Origin of the sequence: Parashewanella curva (genome assembly GCF_003675895.1) — a bacterium.
In the GTDB taxonomy this organism is placed as follows: domain Bacteria; phylum Pseudomonadota; class Gammaproteobacteria; order Enterobacterales; family Shewanellaceae; genus Parashewanella; species Parashewanella curva.
The window spans coordinates 1-24,003 of record NZ_ML014787.1 but is presented as its reverse complement, the minus strand read 5'-3'; the positions used below and the strand labels follow the sequence as shown (position 1 = coordinate 24,003).

Annotated in this window: 19 protein-coding genes; 14 read left to right on the top strand and 5 right to left on the bottom strand. The window is 41.5% G+C overall.

Annotation, left to right across the window (positions count from 1 at the left end; genetic code table 11):
• Complete coding sequence (locus D5018_RS12850) at window positions 1–252, bottom strand: DUF4212 domain-containing protein (protein WP_121839400.1); 252 nt, start codon at window positions 250–252, stop codon at window positions 1–3.
• 209 nt (window positions 253–461) lie between these two features.
• Between D5018_RS12850 and D5018_RS12845 the strand changes: the two genes are divergently transcribed.
• Window positions 462–2,309, top strand: coding sequence for a DUF294 nucleotidyltransferase-like domain-containing protein (locus D5018_RS12845; protein WP_121839399.1), 1,848 nt, complete (start codon window positions 462–464; stop codon window positions 2,307–2,309).
• Between the two features lie 9 nt (window positions 2,310–2,318).
• Window positions 2,319–3,008, top strand: a complete 690-nt coding sequence (locus tag D5018_RS12840) for an exonuclease domain-containing protein (protein ID WP_121839398.1) — start codon at window positions 2,319–2,321, stop codon at window positions 3,006–3,008.
• A 49-nt stretch (window positions 3,009–3,057) separates the two neighbouring features.
• On the opposite strand, the gene D5018_RS12835 is transcribed toward D5018_RS12840, so the two are convergent.
• Both D5018_RS12835 and D5018_RS12830 read right to left on the bottom strand, forming a co-directional pair.
• A complete protein-coding gene (locus D5018_RS12835; RefSeq protein WP_121839397.1) occupies window positions 3,058–4,029 on the bottom strand; it encodes a hypothetical protein in 972 nt (323 codons plus the stop codon).
• A gap of 99 nt (window positions 4,030–4,128) precedes the next feature.
• Window positions 4,129–5,592, bottom strand: a complete 1,464-nt coding sequence (locus tag D5018_RS12830; RefSeq protein WP_133309290.1) for a hypothetical protein — start codon at window positions 5,590–5,592, stop codon at window positions 4,129–4,131.
• A gap of 324 nt (window positions 5,593–5,916) precedes the next feature.
• On the opposite strand from D5018_RS12830, the gene acs reads away from it, so the two are divergent.
• Complete coding sequence (gene acs / locus D5018_RS12825) at window positions 5,917–7,812, top strand: acetate--CoA ligase (protein WP_121839395.1); 1,896 nt, start codon at window positions 5,917–5,919, stop codon at window positions 7,810–7,812.
• A gap of 126 nt (window positions 7,813–7,938) precedes the next feature.
• Here the strand turns inward: acs and D5018_RS12820 are convergent, their stop codons facing one another.
• Window positions 7,939–9,012 (bottom strand): hypothetical protein, encoded by a 1,074-nt coding sequence (locus D5018_RS12820; RefSeq protein ID WP_121839394.1) that lies wholly within the window; start codon window positions 9,010–9,012, stop codon window positions 7,939–7,941.
• A gap of 209 nt (window positions 9,013–9,221) precedes the next feature.
• On the opposite strand from D5018_RS12820, the gene D5018_RS12815 reads away from it, so the two are divergent.
• The 10 genes from D5018_RS12815 (at window position 9,222) to D5018_RS22125 (ending at window position 20,194) form a co-directional block, all read left to right on the top strand.
• On the top strand, window positions 9,222–10,079 hold the full coding sequence (locus D5018_RS12815; protein WP_243637433.1) for an ABC transporter six-transmembrane domain-containing protein: 858 nt from the start codon (window positions 9,222–9,224) through the stop codon (window positions 10,077–10,079).
• A gap of 140 nt (window positions 10,080–10,219) precedes the next feature.
• Window positions 10,220–11,473 carry an aromatic amino acid transport family protein gene (locus D5018_RS12810; protein ID WP_121839393.1) on the top strand — a complete coding sequence of 418 codons (1,254 nt, stop codon included), beginning with the start codon at window positions 10,220–10,222 and terminating at the stop codon, window positions 11,471–11,473.
• 165 nt (window positions 11,474–11,638) lie between these two features.
• Window positions 11,639–12,343 (top strand): spondin domain-containing protein, encoded by a 705-nt coding sequence (locus D5018_RS12805; protein WP_121839392.1) that lies wholly within the window; start codon window positions 11,639–11,641, stop codon window positions 12,341–12,343.
• 13 nt (window positions 12,344–12,356) lie between these two features.
• Window positions 12,357–13,082 (top strand): spondin domain-containing protein, encoded by a 726-nt coding sequence (locus D5018_RS12800; protein ID WP_121839391.1) that lies wholly within the window; start codon window positions 12,357–12,359, stop codon window positions 13,080–13,082.
• A 168-nt stretch (window positions 13,083–13,250) separates the two neighbouring features.
• The gene (locus tag D5018_RS12795) at window positions 13,251–13,985 is read left to right on the top strand and encodes a response regulator transcription factor (protein ID WP_243637432.1); all 735 of its coding nucleotides are present in this window, start codon (window positions 13,251–13,253) and stop codon (window positions 13,983–13,985) included.
• 282 nt (window positions 13,986–14,267) lie between these two features.
• Entirely contained in the window at window positions 14,268–16,742 is a 2,475-nt protein-coding gene (locus tag D5018_RS12790; RefSeq protein ID WP_121839390.1) for a M1 family metallopeptidase, read from the top strand.
• A gap of 11 nt (window positions 16,743–16,753) precedes the next feature.
• A complete protein-coding gene (locus D5018_RS12785) occupies window positions 16,754–17,239 on the top strand; it encodes a DUF6702 family protein (protein ID WP_416351543.1) in 486 nt (161 codons plus the stop codon).
• 397 nt (window positions 17,240–17,636) lie between these two features.
• On the top strand, window positions 17,637–18,185 hold the full coding sequence (sseB, locus tag D5018_RS12780; protein ID WP_121839415.1) for a type III secretion system translocon protein SseB: 549 nt from the start codon (window positions 17,637–17,639) through the stop codon (window positions 18,183–18,185).
• 18 nt (window positions 18,186–18,203) lie between these two features.
• On the top strand, window positions 18,204–19,247 hold the full coding sequence (locus D5018_RS22130) for a secretion protein EspA (RefSeq protein ID WP_243637430.1): 1,044 nt from the start codon (window positions 18,204–18,206) through the stop codon (window positions 19,245–19,247).
• 20 nt (window positions 19,248–19,267) lie between these two features.
• Window positions 19,268–20,194, top strand: coding sequence for a secretion protein EspA (locus tag D5018_RS22125; protein WP_243637429.1), 927 nt, complete (start codon window positions 19,268–19,270; stop codon window positions 20,192–20,194).
• A 38-nt stretch (window positions 20,195–20,232) separates the two neighbouring features.
• On the opposite strand, the gene D5018_RS12760 is transcribed toward D5018_RS22125, so the two are convergent.
• On the bottom strand, window positions 20,233–21,648 hold the full coding sequence (locus D5018_RS12760; protein ID WP_121839388.1) for an aminotransferase-like domain-containing protein: 1,416 nt from the start codon (window positions 21,646–21,648) through the stop codon (window positions 20,233–20,235).
• A 415-nt stretch (window positions 21,649–22,063) separates the two neighbouring features.
• On the opposite strand from D5018_RS12760, the gene ccoG reads away from it, so the two are divergent.
• Window positions 22,064–23,491, top strand: a complete 1,428-nt coding sequence (gene ccoG, locus D5018_RS12755; RefSeq protein ID WP_121839387.1) for a cytochrome c oxidase accessory protein CcoG — start codon at window positions 22,064–22,066, stop codon at window positions 23,489–23,491.
• The last annotated feature ends 512 nt before the right edge of the window (window positions 23,492–24,003 follow it).

Below are 24,003 nucleotides of genomic sequence, written 5' to 3'. Positions count from 1 at the left end.
TCAGCTTTCCTCTACGTTATATTTTTTGTCGAGCTTATTCATTTGTGATGAATACCAAAAAACAAGTGCCACAAACACGTATATGGATCCCTGTTGGGCAAACCAGAAACCAAGCTTATAACCGCCCAAGCGAATTTCATTTAAGGGTTCCACCAGCAGTAAACCAAAGCCAAATGAGGAAACAAACCAAATGGCGAGGCAGATCAGGATCAGGCGTAAATTCTCCGCCCAGTAACTATTTTGTGTTTCCACATTGATCTCCTTTTACTTTTTATTGTTATAAGTACCTGAGCATAAATTGCTTAAGGTTTTATGCTCAGGTACTTAATTTTTCAGTTAAGACCCTAACAACCAATGGAAAACAAACATATTAAACTTTAGTCTAAGGGGGCATTTCAATGCTCGACCCTTAACGTTTTCAATGGTAAAAACAACAACATAAGAAAACACAAGGACGCGCCATGAGTAGTGAACTGACGGAAATCAAAACCTTTATTCAAGCGACGAACCCGCTGGATTTACTCCCTGAACCGATATTGGAAAAACTCATTAAGCAGGTTCAGATTTGTTATGTTCGCTGTGACGAAACTCTGCCGCCACAAGGTATAACGGATCCGAGTTTGTATGTGATCCGCAAAGGCACGCTGTCGGTCATCAAAAATAATCAAGAATTGATTGAGAAGTTAGCGGAAGGAGATATTTGCAGCGTGTTTTGTTCGCAAGATGCCGTAAGTAATACCTTGGTTAAAGCTGATGAAGATACCCTGATTTATGCCATTAGTTTTTCGAGTTTATTAGAAATCTGTGTCGAGCATCCACACGTGGGGGCTTTTTTTACTAAGCCTGCGGCAGAACGATTGTCAGATCAAGTTTCTAAAATCAATGAGCAGGAAGTTGTGTCGTCAACCTTGATGAACCGCTCAATTGGTGATTTTTTCAGTAGCCCAGCGGTGACGATTGAGGAAACTACGAGCTTGCAATCAGCCGCAATGATAATGACCGAGCGTAATTTTTCATCTCTATTGATCATTAGAGATAAAGCGCTGGTTGGCATTGTGACGGATAAAGACTTTCGATGTCGTGGGTTAGCAAAAGGTCTGACCCTTAGTGCCCCAGTATCAGACATCATGACGGCTGATGTGCAAATGATTGATGTGAACGCAAGCGCTTATGAAGCCTTGATTAAAATGAACAGTCGCGGCATTCATCATTTACCTGTGAGCCGAAAAGGGCAACTGGCAGGGATGGTGACCATTACCGACTTAATGAGGCAAGAAAGTCTAAGTTCTGTCAATGTATCGTCCATGATTGCTAAGGCAAAAGATGTGACCGAGTTGTCGCATATCTCTGATTTATTACCGAAATTACAAGTGAGCATGGCCAAGCTTGGAACATCCGCAAGCAGTGTCGGTAAAACCATGAGTGCGATTGCTGATGCGTTTACCTGTAAGCTGATTGAGTTAGCCAAAGCACATTTAGGCGATGAACCTGTCCCCTTTGTGTGGGTGAGTGCGGGCTCTCAAGCAAGACAAGAACAAATGGTCAGTTCCGATCAAGATAACGCTTTGATCATTGATGACAGCCTGCAAGAGCAGCATCGTCCTTGGTTTACTCAGTTGGCGCAGTTTGTGTGTGATGGGCTCGCTCAATGTGGTTATCCTTATTGTCCTGGAGATGTGATGGCCAGCAATCAGAAATGGCGCCAAACGCAAGCGGTATGGCATAAGTATTTTACTCAATGGATAGATAAACCTGACCCAAAAGCCTTGATGCATTGCAGCATCTTTTTTGATATGCGCAGCGTATATGGCAAAGAATCACTGCTTGAAGATGTTCGTCAAAAAATGCTGAAAAAGACTCAAGGCAACACCCTATTCTTGGCTCATTTATCTGCCAATGCCATCAAGCTCAGACCGCCGTTAGGCTTCTTTCGAGACTTCGTGTTAACCGATAACGGCAAGCATAAAAATACGCTGGATTTAAAACACAATGGTATCGCACCTGTGGTGGATCTGGCGCGAATTTATGCGCTATCGGAAGGCATTGAAGAAGTGAATACCCTTAAACGGTTAACGCAGGCCATGGGGACATCATCATTAACTCAAGGTTCGGGTAAAAGCTTATTTTCAGCCTTTGAGTTTTTGACCATGTCGAAAGTAAAACACCAAGCCAAGCAATTGTTAGAGGGAGAAGAAACCGATTGTTTCATCTCGCCTAATGCTCTATCTAAGCTCGATAGAGAGCATTTAAAAGATGCGTTTAAAGTGATTAAAGAAATGCAGAGTGTACGCCAAACCACCTACGGTTAAGGAGTTCAAATGTTATTTCAACGCTGGTTTGGGCTCAATGCCGTGCGAGAGCGACAATGTAAAAAAGCCCCAGAGGGACCACTCAAATCTTTTTTATCTGTGCCGTTTCCTGAGCCTCAAACACCAATAAAAGAGGTGGAACTACTGGCATTAGATTTTGAAACTACAGGGCTAAACTCTAAAAAAGATCATATTTTATCAGTAGGATGTACGCCTATACATCATGGCATTATTTGTCTTGCTGATAGCCTACATACTGTTGTGAATCACAATATCGAACTTGAGAGAGAAAACGTACAAATTCACCAAATTACCGATAATGAGCAAGCCCAAGGTCAGTCATTAGAACGAGTAATAGAACAGTTGTTAGCACAGTTAGCTGGGAAAGTGATGTTGGTGCATTTTGCCCATATCGAACGCAGTTTTCTGCAGCAAGCCTGTTTGCAACTCTATGGCGTCGCGCCTGTTTTTCCTATTATTGATACCTTGCAAATCGCCAAACGTCGTTTTGATTTGAGTGATACGCCTTATGATCCCTCTCGACTCAGGTTGGCCAATTTGAGACAAGAATATGGCTTACCTCCTCATTATGAACATAATGCCTTGAATGATGCGGTGGCTTCGGGGGAGTTGTTGTTGGCTCAGTTGAGCCAATTAACACAAGGGAGGGATACGCCTTTGAAGAAGTTACTGGTTTAAGAAACGTATAGTCAGGTACTTTTAAGTAGATTCTTAGGATGACTTTTGCTCAACGTAAACTTGGGCTATATACGTCCTTAACCATTTTTTCTGCAAAATCAATGAGGGCTGGGATCTTACAGCTGTTTAGCGTCATTAATAGTTTATTAAACACATCTTGTTCTGTTTGGATTTTCGCTTTTATGGCCTGTAAGAGAAGGCGTGAGAATCTAGATTTATTATTTTTAGATAAAAAATCATCCAGAAGGTTTTTTTGCATTTCAGTATACTTAAAACGGGCAAAACATTGTTTCTTAACACTTACGCACTGATTTGTAGATAACCGCGTAATTTCATCTGCGATTTGCTCCCAATACCGTTCAAAAATAGCATAAGCTGTTTTACTTGGCACTTGTGTAGCACCCTCTAAAAATTGCTTTACTGCTTGGCTTGGAGCTGTCGATGCTTTGGAGGCGCCGTACAGAGCTGGATTTTCTGCAGAGCATTGATGGGGGGCTGAGGGCGTTTGGGGTGTGATGGGGTGACTCGGACGCTTAGTGTTTTGGGGCGCTGTAATTTGACAGGGGGGAGCGGTCTTTTCAAATAAACTGGGTGCGGGCAAATCTGCAGGCTTTCGGTTGACATGTATAATTGTAATGACGGCCTTATAAGTATTGTTATTGGTGACAAGGTTACACCGTTGGGGTGAGTATGATTTTAGGTTTACATCAAACGAACACACCATTCCTTCTTCTTTTTCAAGTAACTCAAAAGAGAACTGATTTAATATTTTTCCGGGGGCGTTTTGCTCTATAAATTGTTTGACGTTCAAATGTGGCTCATGCTCGCGGAGGATTTGGATGTCGGCATGATATGTGTTACTGCCAGCTAAGAGAATGCATTCTTGAGTAGAAGTGGCGCGCAGTTGAATATGTAAAATGTGCACCGATTCATCTCTTTGGGGAGCTGGTGTGGTGAAATTGGGGTTATCCTCGCTTTCATAGGGATCGATGTTGTCTTGTATCGTTATGCCTGTTGCCATGTGCTGCCTGTCTGGTCTCGCTTTTTATGCTCATTGTATTGAATTTAATTCAAGGTGTTAGTCTTGTTAACAAGATTTAATTCAAGCCTCAGTAATGGTTCATGCCACTCTAAATACGGAATCTAATGAATCAAGGCAGGTGATCAAGCGCGTGTCTTCAGGAGCTTTATTCGCCGTTAAGGCTATCGTAGGGCGTTCAGGAAAAAATGTTTTTTGAGCACTGGCCAATTGGTACATCGCATGAGGTTGGCTGGTTACCATTAAGAGCGATTTCCCCTTTTCAACTCTATGCCGTTGCTGATAACGTTGCAGCGTATCAGAGGTATTCGCGGGGCGGCGAATGCCTTTTTCTTCTATCATCGCATCGCAGAAAACCGGAATGACAGGGGAGAGAGATGATTGACTGACTATGTGTGCCATTGCATCGGTTTCATTATGCTCTGTACTCAGTGGTGTGAGTTGACTGTGAGCTTGGTTGTATTGGGTAAATTGATCTGGTTGCTCTGTCAATTTACGCGCACTGGTTAAGGTAAATAGCTTCGAACATTGTACCTCTTGCTTAATTATTTTTTCCATTTGTTCGACTCTATTTTGCATGGTGGGAATCGCCGCTCCCATGATCACGCCATGATCGTATTGATTTAAGGCAGGATGAGTTTCATCAACAAAGCCCATTTTTTTAAACACAGCAAGGCATTGTGCTTTTTTCTCTTTGGTAACCACTACATCAGGCTGCTGAGATCTCAGTATTCCGGGTGGTCTGCGCCATTGCTTTACCACGGTTGCTAAATCATGAAAGTTTTTTTCTTCTGGGGCGACATTCAGTATGGTGAGCAATTCATGAACATCGTCAAGTTGAATGCGCATTTCGCCTACTTGAATGTGTTGGGGTTCGGGTAAATTTACCCGTTGATCACGTTCATCAACATAGCCAACCAGTTCAAACCAAGTGATTGCTACTGTTTGCTGTGAAATATTACTTTCTGTCAGGCCCAAGTCTTTTCTTGAATGTTGGTATCGAGATAACAGGGTTTGTTTTAAGCTATCAAGATCATAGATTGAATTTAGGCCGTGGCTAAAGTTGACTTCACTGTCTTGTGCCATTTTTTCAAGTTCGTCAAACGTGACTTCTTGTCTGACGTTGACGACACGGTAAATCAATGCGTTTTGATTACTGAGAATCGGTGGGATGTAGCCTTCGTTAGATTCAACCTTGCCCAACTTGCTACCCTGACCACTTTGAACGATAGAAAGGGCGATATATTCTTTATCGACTTCGACTGTAGTGTGTTGCAAATTAAAATGAACAAATTGACGTTGGTTACAACCAAGTTCATTTACTATTCCTGATTGAACGGCGTGGACATGTCGAGCACCCTGAAATTCGGCTACGGGAATTCGGCATAAATTGGTTACTTGATAATGGGCGCAAAACTCTGAAAGTTTACTACGCGCGATACTGCCATTGTTGACAACATCAACATTGTCTTTTGATGGCGGTAATCCATTGATGAGATTTGAGGGTGTTTGAGGGGTATCCCCCATTGAATTCGTACTAACCAAATATACACTCATGGTATTTATTGATGAAGTAAAGTGTAGTTTAATGGTAAATAACACTTTGAAAGTAAGCTACTTTTATGAATAAAGCTTAATGCCACGAATAACATTTGTGTCCCTGAGCCTGTGTTTAGCGTTAAATCGTCTTATATAGACTTAGGTCTAATAGTCATTTCTCAAAAAATTCCCTAACTTGGTCATCACTCAAATATTCGAGCCATTCAATGTTGTTGATTCAGGCTCTCAAAATTGGTGTCCTACAACAAACAACAATGCCTACAGACGGGTACAAACGGATGCTAAGTACAATCTTTATGGAGAAGTAACATGACCAATTCTGATAAGCGCGAAATGTTTTATCCAAGTCAGGACGTTATCGAGCAAGCCAATGTCAGTGAATACGAAAAATTGTATCAATATTCCGTTGAAAACAGAGAAGCATTTTGGGCGGAACAGGCAGAAACCTTAAGCTGGTATAAAAAATGGGATAGCGTGCTGGATGAGTCCAATGCTCCTATGTACAAGTGGTTTGATGGTGGTGAAATCAATATTGTTCATAATGCCATTGATCGCCATTTAGATAATGCCAACCGCAATAAGATGGCGATTATCTGGGAAGGTGAAAACGGCGAAAAACGTAACTTTTCCTACAATGGTTTGAACCGTGAAGTATCACAATTTGCCAACGTGCTCAAAAGCATGGGCGTAGAAAAGGGCGATATTGTTACCATTTATATGCCACAAATTCCTGAATTGGTGTTTGCGATGTTAGCGTGTGCCAAAATCGGTGCAGTTCATTCTGTAGTTTATGGTGGTTTTAGTACTGAAGCCCTCGCTCAGCGCATTGATGATGCTCACTCAAGGGTGTTGATCACCGCTGATGGTGGCTCTCGTCGTGGTAAGAAAATCAATCTAAAAGCGATTGCTGATGATGCGATGAAGCGAACCCCAAGCATCGAGGTGTGTATCTGCGTTAAGAATAATCAACTCGATGTTGAGATGGAGCCAACCCGTGATTTTTGGCTGCATGATTTATTAGCGCTGCCGATTGCGGGCTCTAAATGTGAAACAGAGCAAACCAGCGCCGAAGACCCACTGTTTATCCTTTATACCTCGGGCACAACGGGTAAACCTAAAGGCATGTTACATACTCACGGTGGTTACGCAGTTTATACCTCAACCACTCACAGAATGGCGTTTGATATCAAGCCACAAGACCGTTGGTGGTGTGCCGCCGATCCGGGCTGGATCACAGGCCACAGTTATATCGTCTATGGGCCATTGATCAATGGTGCTACGATTATGCTTTACGATGGCGCACCAAATTATCCTTATCCGAATCGTTGGTGGCAGATCATTGAGAATTACGGCATCAACATTCTTTATACCTCACCAACGGCTATTCGTGGATTAATGCGCTTCGGTGATCGCTGGCCGAAAAAACACGACTTATCGAGTTTGAGATTACTGGGTAGTGTCGGAGAGCCCATCAACCCTGAAGCATGGCGTTGGTATCATGACGTGATTGGTGATGGAAAGTGTCCAATTATTGATACTTGGTGGCAAACTGAAACCGGTGGTTTCATGATTTGTCCATTGCCAATTACGCCGCTTAAACCGGGCTCAGCCACCAAACCATTCTTTGGTAATGAAGTCGAAATTGTTAATGATGATGGTGTTCCGGCTGCGCCTAATGAAGAAGGTAAGCTGATCATTAAAAACCCTTGGCCGGGTATGGCACGTACGGTATTTAAAGACGATCAACGCTATAAAGATTTGTATTGGACACAAGTTGATGGCCAGTGGCGATACCTTGCTGGTGATAGTGCTAAAAAAGATGAAGATGGTTATATATGGGTGATAGGCCGTATTGATGAAGTGCTTAAAGTCAGTGGCTATCGCTTGGGTACCGCAGAAATTGAAAGCGCCTTAGTATGCCATCCAGTCGTTACCGAAGCCGCGGCCATTGGTTTACCTCATGAGCTAAAAGGCAACGCGATTCACGTTTATGTGACTCTGAAAGAAGGGGTTGTTGGCAACCAAGATCTCATTAATGAGCTTAAAGAGCATGTTGGCCATGAAATGGGCAAAATTGCCACTCCTGAAGATGTACAATTTGTTGATGCACTGCCAAAAACCCGCTCAGGAAAAATCATGCGCCGAGTCTTAAAAGCGCGTGCATTAGGGCAAGATGAAGGGGATTTGAGTACCCTAGAAGAATAGTTCCACCATAGGCTAGCAAGGTTTCCTTGCTGGCCTTATTTTTTATATTTTTGCTGTGACAAGAGAGCCTCCCTATTTCTTGTTTTAGTTTGCTTTGCCGCCTACGTCCATTGGCGGTTTTTTATTCTAACGACGTTCGCGTTTTATTACACCGCTATCTTCTGCTAACAACTGATTAATTTGTTTTCTATTTAAAGGGGGAATTGTGACTAAGTAATTGCGCAGTTGTCGTTCAGTAAGAAGTATTCCTACCTCCGAAGCTTGTGTTTGATTAATGCAGTGCTGCTCCAGTTTCGGGAGTAAAGATTTTAAGGTATACATGGTATAACGAGTGCAGTCGCCTCTGTTATAGCATGGTTGAAAACCAGTGCTTAAGGAGTGTAAAGGAGATGGATATTCATGATGTTTGGGATCCACAATAAAAATTCTTTCTTCTGTTATGACAGCGAGAACAGCATGAAGGCCTTTAAAGCGCCCTCTATCTGTAAGCGTAACAGGGACTAACACTATCTGAGCATCAGCATAGGGAAGACCGTGTTTGCGAATTTGCTGCATCGCATTCAGTAAATATTTTTGTTCAATTTCAACTCTGTGGCTAACTTTACAATGTCGCAAGTTAAACTCAGTTACCCATTTTTCTATTGCAGGATAGTAATCACTGAATGGCACAAGATTAGAGGCTTTAGCAATAGCTTCACGAGTTGTTGCTTGAGAGTCTGTAGTGTTGTCTTGTGGTAGTAATGGCCTTGAAACGATTAAGAATTCGTCCAGAGCATCATCTAAATCTTGCAGGACACTAGGGTCACTAGTTGTAGAAGTTTGTGGTGGTATCCTAGGTTCTGAGCTGATCGTTTCACCTTTAAAGAAACGACAATAGCTAAAGCCTTCTTCAGCATCCATATGACGAATGGGTTTCCATTGTTGAAATAAAGTGGCCTCAATTTCCTTTTTAACTTTACTGCTAGTACAAAAATTAAGCATAGAACGACGATGTTGAATATCTGCTCTCCAGCGATGCCCCTCAAAATGAATGCTGTATACCAGATCAGCGCTATTGTGTTTTGAGCCTTTAAAGAGGACGTTTAATGTTGCTTGTTGTTTTGCATCCTCTGGACGTAAACTTGGTGCTATATCACTTAAAGAGCCGTCCCATGTACATGAGCCCTTTTTTACTTGTGATGATATGGTGTTAGAGGCCATAGCTAACCTAATTTGCTTTTGTAAGGGGGTGCATCAGATATTAGTGTTGCGTAATATACCAAACAGAATTCTATCTAAAATAAAGCTGGACAATAATTCATCTGTTGTTAATGCCAGTTATACTGGCTTTCGAGATTAGCGGCAATCTGATTCTTGTTTTATGAAACGTGAACCTTATTTTCCTCTTCATAATTAATAAGGAGTTTTAAGTGTTGTATAAACAAGCCATTACCCTCCGTTCACTCATGCACTTTAACCCTATGAAAGTGATGTGCACATGGCTAATGGTACTGATTGAAAATGTGTTTATGATTTTGCTGCCGTTATTTATCGGTTATGCCATTGATGGATTACTTAAGCAAAACATGCAGCCTTTGTTGATGTTCGCATTAATATTGCTGGGGCTGATAATGGTTAGTGTGTTGCGACGACTTTATGATACCCGAGTCTATGGAGAGATAAGGGTTAGATTATCAAAACTGGTAGAGCGCAATTTGAGAAGCTCTGTAGTATCGGTCAAGGATGCGCGCCTGACCATGTCACGAGAGTTGGTGGACTTTTTAGAAGAAGACTTGCCTTCATTGATTTCTGCCATCGTGCAGTTGGTGGCAACCATGATCATTTTGGCGACATTTCATATTAATTTAGCACTTTGTGTGCTGGGTTCAGGACTTATTATCTTGGTGATATATGGATTGTTCCATAAACAATTTACCCGCTTAAATGGGGCGTTAAATGATCAGGCTGAGCAACAAGTACATGTTCTCAGCGGTCAGCCATTTGCCGCTATTCGCACTCATTTTGAAGCCTTAAAGCGCTGTGAGATCAAATTATCCGATACTGAAGCCTTGGTTTATGGACTGATTTTTATCGTTCTATTTTCTGCAGTATTAGTGAATCTGTGGATGGTTAGTGGCTTAATAGACCCTAGTGTTGGTCAAGTGTTCTCTATTGTGACTTACTCTCTTGAGTTTGTTCAAACCGCAGTGATGCTGCCCATTACCTTGCAAGTATTATCTCGGCTAATGGAAATCAGTCAGCGGCTTAATCAACCCACATCTGAATAAGCAAGTACTCTGTTTGGTGCAGATGGAGGGCACCAGTTGTTATCGTATGTGTACTAAGTCTCAGTTTGTTACTCGTATTATGGTCTTTTTCAGCCCTAGCGATTAAATTTCATTGAAAAATTGAGACTTAGGTGAGACTCATGGCGTTAAACTTAAACACAGCAAATACATTGGTGGGCAAGACGAAATGGACATATCAAGACGTTACTTGGATGTTGTCTTTATTTGGCACTGCGGTCGGCGCAGGGGTCTTGTTTTTACCCATCAAGGCAGGAGCTGGTGGATTTTGGCCGTTAGTCATATTGGCGTTGATTGCAGCACCAATGACGTGGTTTGCACATAAGAGCTTGGCACGCTTTGTCTTGTCGGCGAAAAATTCACAAGCTGACATTACCGACACTGTAGAAGAACACTTTGGTAAAACGGGCGCCAATGTGATCACCTTTGCTTACTTTTTTGCCATTTACCCAATCGTGTTGATTTACGGCGTAGGGATCACCAATACCGTCGATTCGTTTATGGTGAACCAATTAGAGATGGTATCAATGCCAAGGTGGTTGCTATCAGGCATTTTGGTATTAGGCATGACAGCAGGTGTGGTGTTTGGCAAAGACTTGATGCTAAAAGCCACGTCAGCGCTAGTTTACCCCTTAGTATTCATCCTGCTGGCGCTGTCAGTCTATTTGATCCTTGAGTGGAACACTTCAATGATGTCGGTTAGTCCAGATTGGAGTGCCATGCCAGTGGTGATTTGGCTTGCGATCCCTGTCATTGTATTTTCCTTTAATCATAGCCCTGTGATCAGTCAGTTCTCAAAATCACAACGTTTACAATATGGTGAAGTTGCGATCCAAAAAACGGATAACATCACCGGTGGTGCCGCACTAATGTTGATGGGCTTTGTGATGTTTTTTGTATTCTCAGTGGTGTTATCGTTATCACCACAGCAGTTAGCTGAGGCAAAAGCGCAAAACATCAGTGTGCTATCGTATCTGGCTAATGTGCATCAATCACCAATGATTTCTTTACTTGGCCCTTTAGTTGCCTTTGCCGCGATCACTTCCAGCTATTTTGGGCATTTTCTCGGTGCTCAGGAAGGTTTAGTGGGGTTAGTTAAATCTCGCTCTAATTTACCTGTGACAGTGGTTGAAAAAGCCTCTTTGGGCTTTATCGTTGTGACAACTTGGATTGTGGCAATCATAAATCCGAGTATCTTAGGCATGATTGAAACCATGGGGGCACCAATGATCGCCGCTATTTTGTTTTTAATGCCCGTGTTTGCCATGAATAAAGTCCCTGCAATGGCAAAATATAAAACATCACTGCCAGCACAAATTTTCACTGTTATATGCGGTTTAGCCGCGATGACATCGGTGGTATACAGTGCAGTTTGAGCTACAGTTTTTTTATAAAGCGAGTTATTTTGACTCGCTTTTCTGTCTTTATCTCTAAAAAAAGAGACAATCGTGATAATTTTGTGAATATTTAGACACGGCAAAGTGAAGTTTAACCGCCACACTCATTTCCAGATATCCAAACCTTGATCTGGAGATAGAAAAATGAACCTTAAAACCCTAGTAAAATCGATGATGTTAACCGCTGCGGTCTCTTTACCTGCGACGGCTGCTCAACTTGAAATCTCAATAACTAACCTAACTCATGGTAATCACTTTACGCCTATTTTAGTGGCTGCCCATGGTGCTGATACCTCTTTATTTAAAGCGGGTGAAAAAGCATCACCAGAATTACAAAAAATGGCTGAAGGTGGTCAAATTGATGATCTAGTCACGCTAGTCGAAGGTGCAAATGGCGTAACCGTAAAAAATCCAGCTAATGGCTTGTTAGCACCATCGGGAAAAACCGATAAATTCTCTTTTGATACGGGTGACAGAAAATACCTTTCTGTGGTTGCAATGATCTTACCCACCAACGATGCCTTTATTGGTTTAAGCAATTGGAAAATACCAACAGAGAAAGGGACTTATACGCTAAATCTTAATGGTTATGATGCAGGGACAGAAGCCAATAATGAGCTAGTTCTTGAAGGTTCGGGTATGGCTGGCGTATTGGGCATTCCGGTTGCTCCAGGCAAAGATGCAGGAACAGGTGGTTCTGGTCTTACCGATAGTTCTAGCAATGATAAAGTTCATATTCACCCAGGAGTATTAGGTGATCTTGATAAATCTGGTGGCGTCAGTGACCTAGACAGCCGCGTACACCGTTGGTTAAACCCTGTTGCCCGTGTTGTTGTTACAGTGAAATAAAGGGAGCCTAATCATGAAAATGCAATTTTCTAAAACCATAGGAGGAATGGCGATTGTTGCCAGTACTCTCATACTCACAGGTTGCCCAAGTTCGAATGACAATAACAGTCAGGTTGAACCACCCAAAGATGCACCTGCTGTAAAACAGGAATATAAAGTTACGGTGACGAACTTAACGGCTAATCAGCCTTTTTCTCCTATAACCGTGGTAGCCCACAGTGCTGAGTATCCGCAATATCGAGTCGGTGAGCCGGCTTCTAATGCGCTAGAGCGATTAGCAGAAAGTGGTAATAATAGCGGTTTTAGCTCAGAAAAAGGCGTTGAGAAAGTCGCTTCTGGCTCTGGTGAACTCTTTCCTGGAAATAAAGTTGAAGTCACAATTAGTTTAGATGTCGACAAATTACTGCCTGTTTCAGTACTGACTATGCCTGTTAATACCAATGATGCCTTTGTTGGACTGTCAACAATAGATGTTTCTGGGCTTGCTAAAGGTCAAACCTTGAGTTTTAGAGGCAATATTTATGATGCAGGCACTGAAGCGAATACTGAATCTAAAGGTACGGTTCCTGGCCCTGCTGGTGGCGGTCAAGGCTATAATTCAGAACGTGATGATATTAATAAAGTTCATATTCATCCGGGAGTCATTTCTGCCGATGATGGGCTGACCGGTTCTGCATTATCTGCATCGCATCGCTTTGATAATCCTGGTATGTCAGTGGTGATTGAGCGAGTGAAGTAACCCTTCTTCTACCTATGCAGCACTTTGGCTTGGTCATAGTGCTGCCGCTTATTTTGAAATCTTTTGTTGAGTACTCGGGTCAATATAATCACAGTGACTCACTTGGAGCCTACAGTGGTAAACCTCCATTTGAGATCGTGATAGAAAGACACCGCCGAGGAACTCGATGTGAAATCAATATCTGCACACATTAATGAGATCACCACCAAACGCATTTTGTTAGTGGAAGCTGATCATGAATTATCCAGCCAGATCCAATTGAATTTACAAAGTTTGAATTTGGATGTTATTCCTTGTTCAAATTTATCTGAAGCCAAACATCATGTGAATACCCAAGACTTTGATTTGGTGTTGATGGAGCGTCAGTTACCTGATGGTGAAGGATTGTTGCTGTGTATGCAATTGTTAGAGCAGCAGAAAGAAATCCCTATCATGTTTCTAACCAATAAAGGCAGTGAAGCCGATATTGTGCTTGGGTTAGAGTCAGGTGCTGATGATTATTTGGTTAAGCCCTTTAGTGTGTTAGAGCTTAGAGCACGAGTAAAGGTACTGCTGAGACGGTTTACTAAAAGAACACCTACTAATGATAACTATCTTCAATTTGCAGATATGTATATCAACACAGATACTCGTGAAGTGATTACTAACGACCAAACTATCAACTTAACCGCCACCGAGTTTGATTTACTTTGCTATTTAGCTCAACATCCTCAAAAAGTCTTTAGTCGTATGCAGTTGCTGGAAGCCGTTTGGGGCTATAGCTATTCAGGTTATGAGCACACCGTGAATAGTCATATCAATCGATTACGCGCCAAGCTATCTCATTATTTTAATGAAGATATTGTAAAAACTGTATGGGGAGTAGGCTATAAGTTTACACCACCGCAAATACAAGCAGCGTAATGTGCTTTTGTTATTAGTCACACGATCATTGTGTTTGTTATAAGGTGGGTATTACCATTAATGAATTGTACTATTTTGTATGATAAAAAGTGAAAGCGTGATAAAGTTCACAATCAAAATTTACATAAATATGTAACTGTAATAGTATTAATAACTATTGTTACATTGTAACATTTTGGTGTTGGGAAATATCGAACATGCTTGCTTTTTCCACTTCATCGAGCTTACTCAATCCCATTTTTATTAAAATAACCTTAACGAGCTACGCCTACAATTATGAGAATGACAGGAAAGTTAGCGCTACTGGCTTTGTTGGCTTTACCCGTTGCGGCCGATTCTTTCGCAACTGCCATTAAACAAACCAAAGGCGATTTTGAAGATAAATTTCGTCAATTAGATGAAGTCCTACCTACTCCAAATGTTTATCGAAGCGCTGCCGGTGAGCCCGGTGAGCAGTATTGGCAGCAGAGAGTTGATTATGACATCAAGGTTTCTCTTGATGAAAAGAACCGCCGCATTTCTGCCAGTGAAGTGATCACTTACCATAATAATTCACCCTACAAGCTAAAGTATTTATGGGTGCAGTTAGATCAAAACATTTTTAAGAAAGACTCCATCGCTAATGCGGCTAATGACTTCGGTGGTATTGGCCGTCGAGGACCATATACCAAAGCTGGAGATGCCAACACTCCTGCAAAAATCAGTTTTGGTGAATTGCGCCGCCAGCAATACATGGAAGATGTGAAGCTGGGTTACGATATTCAAGCAGTAAAAGATGATGATGGTAAGCCACTTAAGTTTACGATTGTGGGTACGCAAATGCGTATCGACTTACCTAAGCCACTAAAATCAGGGGCTGATGTCGAGTTTCAAATTGATTTTGCGTTCAATATCAATGAAGTGGCATCAGTATCTGGGCGTTCAGGTTATGAACATTTCCCAGATGATGCCCGTGAAGGCGGGAATGACATCTTCTTATTGGCGCAATGGTTTCCGCGATTACACGCGTTTACCGATTATGAAGCATGGACTAACAAAGAATTCTTAGGTCGCGGTGAATTTACCCTTGAGTTTGGCGACTATGAAGTTGAAATTGATGTGCCTGCGGATCATATCGTGAGTGCTACAGGTGTGTTAACTAATCCTAAAGCGGTATTAACCAAGACTCAACGCCAACGTTTAGAGCAAGCTAAAACCGCCAAGCGCCCTGTATTCGTGGTAACCGAAGAAGAAGCATTAGAAAACGAAAAAGCGGGTACTAACAAACGCAAAACGTGGAAGTTTAGCGCTGAAAACGTGCGTGATTTCGCTTGGGGGTCATCTCGTAAATTTATGTGGGATGCCAAAGGCTATCAACAAGGTGGCGATGAAATGCCGTTTGTTATGGCCATGTCTTTCTATCCAAAAGAAGGTGGTGACTTATGGAAGAAATACTCGACTGAGTCGGTAGTTCATACCATGGAAGTCTACTCTCGCTTTTCATTTGATTACCCATACCCTACCGCAAAATCAGTGAATGGGCCTGTCGGTGGTATGGAATATCCAATGATCACGTTCAATGGTCCTCGTACTGAATTACAAGATGATGGCTCTCGTACATACTCACAAGCTGAAAAACGTTATTTGATTGGGGTGGTTATCCACGAAGTTGGTCATATCTACTTCCCTATGATTGTGAACTCGGATGAGCGTCAGTGGACATGGATGGATGAAGGACTAAATAGCTTCCTTGACGGTGTTGCTGGCCGAGAATGGGATCCTAATATTCCTTGGGGCGTTGAACCACGTGATATCGTTGGTTACATGAAGTCAGAAAACCAAGTGCCGATTATGACGCAATCAGACAGCGTATTGCGCTTGGGGCCGAATGCGTATACCAAGCCAGCCGCGGCGTTGAATATCTTGCGTGAAGTGATATTAGGTCGTGAACTATTTGATTTTGCTTTTAAAGAGTATTCTGAGCGTTGGCGCTTTAAGCGTCCAACTCCATCGGATTTCTTCCGAACTATGGAAGAAGCTTCTGGTGTTGATTTAGATTGGTTCTGGCGTGGTTGGTTCTACACTACCGATCATGTAGATATCTCTTTAGATAAGGTGTATCAAATGCGATTAGATACCCATGATCCAGACATTGATTATGGGCGTCTTCGTCAAATTGAACAGGATAAGCCAACATCTTACTTTGTTGAACGTAACAAGGCTGAAGGGAAAACCTTGTGGATCGACAAAAATCCTGATGTGAGTGATTTTTATGATGAAAATGATCGCTTTACCGTCACCAATAAAGAGCGTAACAAGTACCAGAAGTTCTTAAAAGGTCTAGAGCCGTGGGAGCGTAAAGTTTTAGCACGCGCGGTGAAAGAAGATAAAAACTACTATGTGTTGGAGTTTTCTAACATCGGTGGTTTAGTTATGCCTATTTTGTTGGAACTGACTTATGCCGATGGCAGCGTGGAAGAGCAATATGTGCCTGCGGAAATTTGGCGTCGCAGTCCAAAAAAGGTTCGTAAGCTGATTGTTACTGACAAAAATAAACAACTGGTCAGTGTGACAGTAGATCCACATTGGGAAACGGCTGATGTCGATATGGAAAATAACCATTATCCACGTCGCATTATTCCATCACGTGTTGAAGCCTATAAGAAGAAAAAATCTTCTGACAAGGTTCGCCGAGACATTATGCAAGACATTAAAACAGAGTTAAAAACAGATAAAAAAGAAGACGATAACAAGTCTGAATCAAAAGAGGAAAAATAATGGCTCGCAGTTTGCCACTATTGTTTCTGGTCTTTTTGATGATGCTGGCAAGCCCTGTGCCTGCCCATCAACAAAAAGCGGCAGAAACCACAGTGCTATTTAATAAACGCACTCATTTAATTGAAGTCATGCACCGTTTCTATCTGCATGATACTGAACATGCCGTTCAGGATTTGTTTGATAGAAATGCCGATATTTTAAGTGCCAAGAAAACTCAGCAGCAGTTTGCTGACTATGTTGCGAAGCAGTTTTTTGCTCGCACTCTGCAAGATAAGCCATTAGCGCTGAAAAATGTTGGCTATGAAGTTGATGGTAAGTTCTTTTGGGTTTATCAGGAAGTGACTCATCCGGCGAACTTGAAAGGCATCAAATTATATAATGGTACGCTCCGTGATTTGTGGCCAACTCAAGTCAATATGGTGAATATTGAAGGTAAAGGCAAAGTTCGTACTTTATATTTTTCGAAAAATAAAGACTGGTTAGTCGCTCGTTTTTGATTTTTTATATGGCCAAGTTGGATTCCAATTTGGCCTTTCTTTCTATTACCAACTCTTAGCTCTGGAGCTTTCTCTGCAAATATCACTTATCACTTCTCGGTTTATCTGCTAACGATTATTCATTGTTTGAATTCGCAAAATTGTAACCCACAAAATTCCAGCTACCCTTTATATAAACAATTGTAAGTTATAAATATTACTTTATGACAAGGAGAGCGTCTGCATGACGGGCATTGATAGTGGTTCAGTAGGCTCATGGGCAAGTCACCCCGCAATAATGGATTCCAGCGGTCACCGCGAGGATGTTTACGCTTTACAAAAAAAGCTAAACCAAAATGGTAAGCAATCTGTGATGGAGCAGTTTGATCAACAGGCAAAGCAGCACGTCAGTGAGCACATGGCACAGCTGCAAGGCGTTGATGGGATGGATAAGTGGGATACCGACTATCAGTTGGGGCAAAGTGGTGATTCGGTATTATCGGGTGGCATTGGTGTGCTGTATACCTTTATGAACTTGTTATCTGAACTAGCAAATGGCAAGTATCTGCAAATGCAAGAGAAAGCCAAAGTGTCTAGGGATGCACAAGACAAGGCGAACGAAGTGAATGAGCAAATTGCCGATGTAGCCAAACAGGGTGATAAAGGAACTGACGCCTTACCTAGTGATGTTATTAAATATATGAAAGACAATGATATACAAGTTGATGGTAAATCTATTGATGCTTATTTAGGTAACGATGAAACGAAAAAGTTAGATAAAGGTCAATTAGAAGCTGTAAAAGATGCACTCGAAAATGTTTCTAATCGAGCCTCTGATTTTGTTTCGCAGTCTCAGTTGCAACTTCAAAAAGTCATGCAGACCTATAACGTCACCGTTAGCTTGATTAATAGTATGCAAACTTTGCTAGAAGAGATGAACAAATCTATTGCTCAGAATATTCGATAGCGTTAAAAGGAGTTCTTTATGGGAATAGAAAGCATGCCGCCTCAGTTACCCGGTTATCACGCATTTGATCCTAAGCAACACTACGGTGCCTTGCAAGGGGTACAAGATATGGTGGTTCGTCGTAAGAGTCAGAAAGTATCACAAGCAATGGATAACCTTATTAACGATCATATCTCACAACATACTGAGGAGCTTAAAGATGTTGATGGTATGGATAAGTGGGATGTTGATCAAGCATTAGCTGGACAAGGAGATTCCGTACTTTCTGGTGGTATTGCAGTGCTTTACCTGTTTATGAATCTATTGTCTGAGTTAGCAAATACTAAGTACCTTCAAATGCAAGGAAAAGCCAAAGTATCTCGTGATGCTCAGGATAAGGCTAATGAAGTAAATGAAAAAATCGCTGATGTGTCGAAGCAGGGGGATAAAGGATCGGCAGAGTTACCAGATGATGTGATCCTTTATATGAGGGACAATGGTATTAAGGTCGATGGCAAATCCATTGATGAATACTTAACTCATACCGATCCTGATTTTAGCTACAAAGTTAGCATTCCTGCATCTAGTATTCAGCAATCTCCAGGTATGAAATTACCCAATGGCCAGCCATATAAAGCACCTGATATACACATCAGTATTAAGCCCAATGGTGATGTTTATTTTGATAAAGGAACATCGCCTTATCCACATCAAGATTACAGTGGCAAGGTCAATCCAGAGTTAACGCCATATACTATTTCTGGTAATACCATTACGTTTCATAATTTTAAAGTTATGGATACAGGAGGAGATGAAGTTGTTGGGTATTTAAATTTCTCAGGAACGATTCCTTCAGAGCCTGGGCAGCCACCCATTCCACACGTCAAACTCAATAAGGGGCAGTTAGAAGCCGTCAAAGATGCGCTTGAAAACGTTTCTAACCGTGCGTCAGATTTTGTCTCTCAGGCACAATTGCAACTTCAAAAAATCATGCAGACTTATAACGTTACGGTTAGCTTAATTAATAGTATGCAAACCATGCTGCAAGAGATGAACAAATCCATTGCACAAAATATTCGATAGAGTTTGAAAAGGAGTTTCAGATGGGTATAGAGGTAATGCAGCCAGTTCACCACCAAATGGATCCGAGGCAACACTATGGTGCCTTGCAAGGCGTTCAAGATCAGATGGTTATGCGCAAAAGTGAAAGAGTATCCGAGGCGATGAATAGCATCATTAACGATCATATTTCACAGCATACAGAGCAGCTTAAAGACGTGGACGGCATGGATAAATGGTCAGTAGATGATCAATTGGCTCAGCAAGGTGATTCAGTACTGTCTGGAGGCATTGCTGTGCTTTACCTGTTTATGAATCTATTATCTGAGTTAGCTAATGCTAAGTATCTTCAAATGCAAGAAAAAGCCAAGGTTTCTCGTGATGCTCAGGATATGGCCAACATGGTCAATGAGAAAATCGCCGATGTATCTAAGCAGGGTGATAAAGGGGCTGATGCCTTGCCTGATGACGTCGTCAACTACATGCGTGAAAACGGGGTTAAAGTTGATGGTAAATCCATTGATACCTATCTTTATGGTCATTTTACCGATAAGTTTCCAAATGGCACCATGAACGTCAATATTCAGTGGAGTAATGGTAGCATTGGGCACCGTACTCTTACTGAAAAAGATGGAAAATGGTTTTATGCTGGTTCACCAGCTGATGTCACCGTTAATGGTTCTGAAATAAGTTGGAACGACCATGGAAATGTTTGGAAAGGCAATTTCTTTACTGACTTTAAAGATTCTGATGGTCATGCAATCTCAAGTCCTAAATTGAACAAAGGCCAATTAGAAGCCGTTAAAGATGCTTTGGAAAATGTCTCTAACCGAGCTTCGGATTTTGTATCACAGTCGCAACTACAACTACAAAAGATCATGCAGACCTATAACGTGACGGTGAGTTTAATAAACAGTATGCAAACCATGCTACAAGAAATGAATAAGTCGATTGCACAAAATATTCGATAACGGTGTTGCTCATTCTTCGATAATGGAGAGTGAGCAACTTAGTTTTTACATAGTTGTTTGATCAACTCAGCAAGTATCTTAATTCCCTCAACATACTCATCAGTGCATTCAAAAGAGGCATTTAAACGAAAGCAGTGCTCAAATTGATCCGTTAACGAGAACATAGTTCCTGGGGCGATATGTATATTATGTTTTAGTGCATTAAGGTATAAGTCATAAGCATTGATATGTTCTGGCAATTCAACCCACAAAAAATACCCTCCTTCTGAAAATGTGATATTCACATCGCTTGGCATGTACTGATTTAAGACCTTCCACATTGAATATTTTCTCTGCGCCAAAGTTCTACGCAGTTGACGTAAATGCGTTTCATAGCTTTTTGTGGTCAGAAAACGAGTCATAGCAAGCTGCATTGGAGCACTGGCAGCCATGGAGGTCATTAACTGGAGTTTTTGAATTGATTTTGCTTGCGATCCTGCTGCTACCCAGCCAATCCGAAATCCTGCAACTAATGATTTTGAAAATGATGAGCAGTGCATTGTCATGGCACTATGTTCCAAGGCTTTAGCTGGTAGAGGTTTTTGATTACTTGAGAACAATTCGTTATAAACATCATCTTCGATTAAATAGGTTTGATAACGATTTAAAATTGTTGCTAGTTTTTTTTTGTTTTCAAGTGGTAGTGTAAATCCAAGAGGGTTTTGATGGTTTGTCATTAACCAGCACGCTTTGACATCATGAGTTTTAAGCGCGACCTCTAATGCTTCTAAATCGATTCCAGTTTGTGGATGAGTGCGGATTGCCAGTGCTTTTAGCCCTAATTTTTGCAAAGACTGAATCGAGCCATAAAAGGTAGGTGATTCAACAATCACCCAATCACCAGGTTTAGTGACGGATTGTAAGCACAAATTTAGCCCTTCAAGCGCCCCAGATGTGATCACAATTTCATCGGGTGATACACTCATGCCTTGAGTGGCATAACGTTTTGAAATGATGTGCCTCAGTTCCTCATTTCCAGGTGGAAAATTGTCCAGCATGGCTGACGTCGGCATCGTTTTCGCTGCAGTCGCGAGGGAGCGATTGATTTGGGTTCTAGGATAAAGCGAGGGATCTGGGTAAGCTGAACCAAAATTGATAAGGCCGGGTTGTCTGCTGGTCTGTAATACATCGAAAATAAGATCATTGCTATCGATATGTTCGGCCGCATGATAGTTGGCTTTTGTCTTCTTGTATTCAGGGGGGATGATCTTGGGTGCAACAAGATAGCCTGATCGAGGATGAGAGACAACTAAACCTTGGCTTTCCAGTGCTTGATAGGCATTAAGTACTGTCATTAAACTTAAACCAGAAAGAGAAGACTGCTTGCGAAGAGAGGGCAGCTTTTCACCCACTTCCCAAACACCATCATTTATTTGATTGCGAATACTTGCCATCAATTGTTCGTATTTAGACATTGAACACCCTAAAAGATAAAACTGTTATAGACAAAAAATCAGTTTCTGTATCTATTATACCTTGTATTCTGACTTTATAATTCGCTGCAAGCGTGATGTGGTCAAATAAAAAGATTGTCAAACAGTTGTAGTCTTCAGAGAAAGACACTCCAGTGAACTATCTGGACTATTAAGCCTTAATAGATTTGTTAATCAAGCAATAAAATCAATATTAGTAGTTTCTAATATAATTGACTTAGATCAAATAAAACAAAATTTCAGATCATATTATTTTGCTTGATTCATTTCATAGGTCACAATATCACCGCATAAACCATTTAATGTATGAACGCAGCTAACTCGATGACATAAAGGGAGAAGATACTCTCAATGTTAAGCGAGAATGAAATACAGAAGTATTAACGTAGGTATAGGTATGAGTGCAGAGCGCCCCCGAAAGGATTATCGAAAAGACAAGCAAATCAAAATTCATCAACCAGATGCAGATAAAGTTGATAAATTTAACCCAAGCAACCAGATCTATGTTCGTGCAGTAGAAGGGATGTGGACGACTTTAAGGCGACGCATGGGCTGGATTGCCATGCTGGGCTTTATGCTGTTACCTTGGATCCCATACGGTGATAGGCAAGCTGTCTACTTTAACCTCGCGGAACAAAAGTTTCATATTTTTGGCCTAACCATCTGGCCACAAGACTTAACCTTACTCGCCGCCTTATTGATGATAGCCGCGTTTGGTCTATTTTTTGTCACTACCTATTTAGGGCGAGTCTGGTGTGGTTACACCTGTCCGCAAACCGTATGGACCTTTATCTTTATTTGGTTTGAAGAAAAACTAGAAGGCTCGCGTAACAAACGTATCAAGCTAGATAAAATGCCATGGAGTTTCAATAAACTCTGGCGAAAAACCGCAAAACACAGCGCTTGGCTCAGTTTTTCATTGTTAACTTCTATGACATTTATGTCGTACTTTGTGCCAACGACTGAAATCTATACCGAGGTTTTCACCCTGCAAGCATCAGGACTGATTTACTTCTGGGTGCTGTTCTTTATGTTTGCGACCTATGGCAATGCAGGATGGATGCGTGAAATCATGTGTATTCACATGTGTCCATATGCCAGATTCCAATCGGCGATGTTTGATAAAAACACCTTTATCGTGGGTTATGATACTCAACGTGGTGAATCACGTGGTCCTCGTTCCCGTAAAGCCGACCCCAAAGAGTTGGGCTTAGGTGATTGTATTGACTGTGACTTATGTGTACAGGTTTGTCCGACAGGAATTGATATTCGTAACGGTCTTCAATATGAATGCATTAACTGTGGTTCGTGTATTGATGCCTGTGATCAAACTATGGAACGCATGGGCTATGATAAAGGGCTGATCAGTTACACCACCGAAAATAAACTTGAAGGTAAACATGAACACGTAGTGCGACCTAAGTTGGTGGGGTACGGGATCACTATGGTAGTAATGTGCGGTGTGTTTATGCTTGCCTTGTTCCATGTTGATCCTGTTCGTTTAGATATTCTAAGAGATCGTAATCAGTTGTATCGTGAAACCGACGCTGGCTTGGTTGAAAATACCTATACCTTAAAGATCCTCAATAAAACGGAACAAGCACAGCAATATCATTTCAGTGCCAATGGGTTAACTGACTATCAATGGATAGGGCCTAAAACCATTAAGGTAGATGCAGGAAAAGTCTATACCTTGCCTATTAGCATTGCAGTAGATCCATACGACTTAAAACTGCCTATCACTAAGTTCAACATAAAAGTGATAGAAGAAAACAAGAATAAAGACGTAGAAGTCGAACAAGAAACTCGATTCTTCGGACCATAAACAGTAACTATCCGACATAAAAGGGGGCTTTTTCACGAAAAGCGCCCTTTTTTTATACGTATTGCTGGGTATCTAGCCATCCAATGAAAAAATCGTATTTTTCTTTCAAAAAGGGGTTGCGCAAAATTCTAAGCTCCCTATAATGCGCCACCACTGACACGGCACAGCGGCGAAACAAGCGAGGTTATCGAGAGTTTCAAAGCAAAACGAGTTAGGACAGCCTTGAGCTTCAAGGTAAAAAGTGAAAGCGATTAAGTCACTTTTTAAACGGTCGAAAACTCTTTTGAAAATAAGTTTAAAAAAGTTGTTGACGACCACAGGAAAATGCGTAGAATACGCAGCCCTGACCCGCTGAAGAGAATGCTAGAGCGGGGGTGCTGATAAAGCACAATGTTCTTTAAAAATAAGTATCAAGCAAATCTGTGTGGACACTCGCAGAGATAGAAACATCCAGTTATCATCTTCGGATGCTAACAAAAATTCTATCAATGAAGAGTCCGCATAGATAGAAA